The following is a 5,047-nucleotide window of genomic DNA, read 5'->3' as shown; positions in this document are numbered from 1 at the left end:
GGGGTTTTGTTTTATCTAAAATACAACTTATTTTACTGAATATCAAGTATCTGAATCACTTCTGAAAGTGCCTAAAAAGCGATTTCAAAATTTTGAAATCGCTTTTTTTTTGATTTTTGAATTAGTCACTTTTATTTAAACTCTAGAACGCATAACGCTGCGGCCCACCACGTCTTATTTCTTCTGTGCAATGGGCTTCAAACTTTTTAAAATTTTCTCTAAAAGCATTAGTTAGTTTAAAAGCCATTTTATAGTAAGCTTCATCGTCATTCCAAGTTGCTCTGGGGCTTAATACACTTGTTGGTACACCTGGGCAAGATCTTGGTTGTGCTACACCAAATACCGAGTGGATATGGTAATCATCGTAATTATATAATCCTAAATGTCCTTCTAAAACAGCATTAATCATAGCGCGCGTGTATTTCAATTTCATTCGTGTACCAACACCATAAGGGCCACCAGTCCAACCTGTGTTTACTAACCAAACATTTACACCAGCATCAATCATTTTTTTACTTAACATTTCAGCATATTTTGATGGGTGCAATGGCATAAAGGGTGCGCCAAAGCATGCCGAAAAAGAAGGTACAGGTTCTTTCACTCCAGCTTCTGTACCAGCAACTTTAGCCGTATAACCTGAAATAAAATGATACGCTGCTTGACTAGGAGTAAGCTTAGATATTGGAGGTAATACCCCAAAAGCATCAGCTGTTAAGAAGAAAATATTCTTTGGATTTTTACCAGTTGATGGTATTTGGATATTCTCTATATGATCAATAGGATAGCTAACTCTGGTATTTTGAGTAATAGACGTATTTTCAAAATCTACATGACCATCACTGTCTAAAATAACATTTTCAAGAATAGCACCTTTTTTAATAGCATCAAAAATTTCTGGTTCGCTATCTCTAGATAGATTAATTACTTTTGCGTAGCAGCCTCCTTCAAAATTAAAAATGGTGTTTTCTTTTGTCCAACCATGCTCGTCATCGCCAATTAAGCTTCTATAAGGGTCTGTAGATAGCGTTGTTTTTCCTGTTCCCGAAAGCCCAAAAAATATGGCTGTATCGCCATCTTTTCCAACATTAGCACTACAGTGCATGGGTAAAGTTTCTTTAAATACAGGGAGAATAAAATTTAAGGCCGAAAAAATACCTTTTTTAATTTCTCCAGTATATCCAGTACCCCCAATTAAAGCTATTTTTTTTGTAAAGTTTAATATGGCAAAGTTATGTTGACGCGTACCATCTACCTCTGGGATAGCCATAAACCCTGGTGCATTTACAACCGTCCATTCTGGAGTAAAACTTTCTAATTCTTTTTCGCTAGGTCGTAAGAACATGTTATAAGCAAATTGATTACTCCAAGAGTATTCATTTATAACTCGAATGTTTAATTTGTAATTGTCATCTGCACAAGCATAACTGTCTCTTACAAAAACTTCCTTATTAGATAAGTAATCTGCAACCTTATCATAGAGTTTATCAAACTTTTCAGAATCAAAAGGAATGTTGATATCACCCCACCAGATACGATCTTTGGTAATATCGTCTTTTACAATAAATCGATCTTTAGGAGAACGCCCTGTAAATTCACCAGTATTAACAGCTAAAGCACCCGAAGAGGCTTCAACACCCTGTTCTTTTTCGATAGCAATTTTGTGTAATTCGTCTGGAGGTAATTGATAATTAATTGTTGCATTTTTAATTCCGTATTTTTCCAACGAAATCGTTTTCGTAAGTTGGTCGTAATTTTCCATACTTTTGATAAAAAAATTATTTATCACGCAAAATTAATACTATTATTTGAATACATTCATTGTTTTTGAATGATTTTTAGGGGCTATCTTTAAAAAATCCACAAACATTACAACCCAAGCCAATATTAAGAGTAAGCCTCCTATTGGTGTAATAAATCCAATCGTTTTAAAGTCAAAATTTGTTATTGAATTAGTAGCTAAACCATAAATTGAGCCAGAGAAAAATAATAGACCCAACACGGTTAAAAAAAGTATTATTTTTTTTCCTTTTGGCTTAATATAATTGGTGCTACCAACAAATAACAAAAAAAGTGTATGGTACATTTGGTAGCGTACACCTGTTTCGAAAGTTTGTTGTGCTTCAGGTGTTATTAATTCTTTTAAACCATGGGCACCAAAGGCTCCTAAAATGATTCCTAAAACACCAAGAATAGATGCGGTAATTAATGTTGATTTGTTCATATTTATATATATTATTCGTAATAAATCCCTTTTAATTTTATTAAATTCGTAAAATAAAAAGTGCTTTTAATAGCTTCATTAGTTAAAACAAAATTACTCAACAAAGTCCGAAATGCGAAAAATTTTAATCATTGGTTCTGGAAAATCATCATCATACCTTATAAAATATCTCCTAGATAAGTCTACTTTAGAAAACCTTTATATAACTGTTGGAGATTTGAGTATTAACAACGCTAAAAAGTTAATTAATAATCATAAACATGCTGAAGCAATTGAGTTTGATGTTTTTGATGCCGATACAAGAGCTACGGCTATAAAAAAAGCAGATATTGTTGTTTCTATGCTTCCAGCTCGTTTTCATATTGAGGTGGCAAAGGATTGTATTTTGTATGAAAAAAATATGGTCACGGCATCTTATGTTAGTTCAGAAATGCAGGCTTTAGATAAAGAAGCCAAAGCAAAAGGATTGATACTAATGAATGAAATAGGAGTAGACCCAGGAATCGATCATATGAGTGCGATGCAGGTTTTGGATGATATTCGAGATAAGGGTGGGAATGTTATTTTATTTGAATCTTTTACAGGCGGATTAGTGGCACCAGAAAGTGACACCAATTTGTGGAATTATAAATTTACTTGGAATCCTAGAAATGTTGTAACTGCGGGACAAGGCGGTGCTGCTAAGTTTTTGCAGGAAGGTACCTATAAGTACATCCCTTATCATAGATTATTTAGACGAACAGAATTTTTACATATTGATGGATTTGGACGTTTTGAAGCCTATGCTAATAGAGATTCATTAAAATATCAAAGTGTTTATGGATTGGATGATGTGAAGACACTTTATCGTGGAACGATGAGGCGCGTTGGTTTTAGTCGTGCTTGGAATATTTTTATCATACTTGGTATGACAGATGATAGCTATACAATAGATGATAGTGAAAATATGAGTTATCGCGATTTTGTAAATGCTTTTTTACCTTATAGTCATACCGATTCTGTTGAGCTAAAGTTACGACACGCACTTAAAATTGACCAAGATGACATAGTTTGGGATAAATTGGAAGAACTGGATATATTTAACCCTAATAAACATGTAGAACTCAAAAAAGCAACTCCAGCACAAATACTTCAAAAAATCCTTATGGACAGCTGGACGCTCGCACAAGATGATAAGGATATGATTGTTATGTATCATAAATTTGGGTACGAGTTGAATGGGAAAAAGCACCAAATTGATTCTAATATGGTAGTACTTGGAGAAGACCAAACGTATACAGCTATGGCAAAAACAGTCGGTTTGCCAGTTGCTACGGCAGCACTTGCCATTTTAAATAAAAAGATAACAACGCCTGGGGTTCAAATTCCTATTACAAGAGAAGTGTATGAACCTATTTTAAAAGAACTCGAAAGTTTTGGAGTTGTATTTAACGAAAAGGAAGTGCCATACTTGGGTTATAACCCGTTAAATAATTAGTGATTTAATTCTCTCTAATTGTCCAAAAATCTATTTCAATTTAAAACCAATTAATTACTTTTATGTTTTAAATTGAAATAAGGATGAAGCGAACAAATAAAACCATAACCATAGATGGTATTGATAAAAAAATACTAAGAACATTAATGCAAGATGCTAGAACCCCAATTTTAGAAATTGCTCGTAATGTTGGTATTTCTGGAGCGGCAATACATCAACGGCTTCGAAAACTTGAGAAATCGGGGTTAATTTCTGGATCTAAATTTATTGTAAACCCTGAGGTTTTGGGATTTTCTACATCGGCTTTTGTTGGTGTTTATTTTGATAAAGCAGGAGATGCTTCTACAATTATTAAATTACTCAAACGGATTCCAGAGGTATTAGAATGTCATTACACAACAGGGAATTGGAATGTTTTTTTAAAGGTTTTATGCCGAAATAACGACCATCTAATGCAGCTGTTAAATACACTTCAAGATATTTCTGGCGTAGCCAGAACCGAAACGTTTATCTCTTTAGATCAGCAAATAGATAGACAGATAAAGATTTAGAGATAAAGCCTTTTCTTACGCAACTCTTTTTGTAATATTGCATCCATTATTTATATTCTAATATTAAATCTATAAAATGAAGAAGTATTTTTTAGTTAGCCTATGTGCGACATTATTAACGTTTAATTCTTTTTCTCAAGAAGAGACAAATAGTAGTTCGTTACAAACAAACTTTAATGAAGTAAAGCTTAATGCATTATTTTTAATAGCTGGAGCGTTTGAAATCACCTATGAACGAACATTAAATGAAGAATCTGGTGCTGGTATTTCAGTATTTCTTCCGTACGATAATGATATAAGTGAAGATATTAATTATTACATTTCTCCTTATTACAGATTTTATTTTGGTAATAAATATGCTGCAGGATTCTTTTTAGAGGGATTTGGAATGTTGAATTCGGTAAACGAGTATTTATTCATTTCTAATGGATTTGACCCTATTCTAGAGAAAGAATCTGTTACAGATTTCGCATTGGGAATAGGACTAGGGGGTAAGTGGATTACCAACAGCGGATTTATTGGAGAAATAAGTTTTGGCTTTGGTAGAAATCTTTTTGGCGACTACAATGATGAAGCTTTAGAATTTGTTGGAAAGGCAGGAATAACTTTAGGGTATCGATTCTAATAAATTATTTATATAAAACAAAAAGAGGCTGTCTAAAAAGTCTTTATAATTTAATTTGTTAGGTTGAGCCTGTCGAAACCTATATTGATTATTAGTAAGGCACTTTCAGAAGTGATTCAGATACTTGATATTCAGTAAAATAAGTTGTATTTTAGATAAAACAAAACCCCGAA

General features: G+C 33.0%; 5 protein-coding genes. 3 read left to right on the top strand and 2 right to left on the bottom strand.

Annotated elements, in window-relative coordinates; genetic code table 11:
* Positions 1 to 142: 142 nt before the first annotated feature.
* Together pckA and Q0739_RS14580 are read right to left on the bottom strand one after the other, a co-directional pair.
* On the bottom strand, positions 143 to 1,759 hold the full coding sequence (pckA, locus tag Q0739_RS14585) for a phosphoenolpyruvate carboxykinase (ATP) (RefSeq protein WP_298239474.1): 1,617 nt from the start codon (positions 1,757 to 1,759) through the stop codon (positions 143 to 145).
* Positions 1,760 to 1,801: 42 nt separating this feature from the next.
* Complete coding sequence (locus tag Q0739_RS14580; protein WP_298239473.1) at positions 1,802 to 2,221, bottom strand: DUF423 domain-containing protein; 420 nt, start codon at positions 2,219 to 2,221, stop codon at positions 1,802 to 1,804.
* Between the two features lie 112 nt (positions 2,222 to 2,333).
* Between Q0739_RS14580 and Q0739_RS14575 the strand changes: the two genes are divergently transcribed.
* The 3 genes from Q0739_RS14575 to Q0739_RS14565 all read left to right on the top strand — a co-directional run bounded on the left by Q0739_RS14575 (position 2,334) and on the right by Q0739_RS14565 (position 4,874).
* Positions 2,334 to 3,698, top strand: a complete 1,365-nt coding sequence (locus Q0739_RS14575; protein ID WP_298239472.1) for a saccharopine dehydrogenase family protein — start codon at positions 2,334 to 2,336, stop codon at positions 3,696 to 3,698.
* A gap of 83 nt (positions 3,699 to 3,781) precedes the next feature.
* Positions 3,782 to 4,249: an Lrp/AsnC ligand binding domain-containing protein gene (locus tag Q0739_RS14570; RefSeq protein WP_298239471.1), complete on the top strand. Its 468-nt coding sequence runs from the start codon at positions 3,782 to 3,784 to the stop codon at positions 4,247 to 4,249.
* A gap of 76 nt (positions 4,250 to 4,325) precedes the next feature.
* Positions 4,326 to 4,874, top strand: coding sequence for a hypothetical protein (locus Q0739_RS14565; protein WP_298239470.1), 549 nt, complete (start codon positions 4,326 to 4,328; stop codon positions 4,872 to 4,874).
* Positions 4,875 to 5,047: the final 173 nt, after the last annotated feature.

Source organism: uncultured Algibacter sp. (genome assembly GCF_947487605.1).
In the GTDB taxonomy this organism is placed as follows: domain Bacteria; phylum Bacteroidota; class Bacteroidia; order Flavobacteriales; family Flavobacteriaceae; genus Algibacter_D.
Note: the sequence above shows the minus strand (reverse complement) of the source record. Positions and strands in the feature narration are given on the sequence as shown.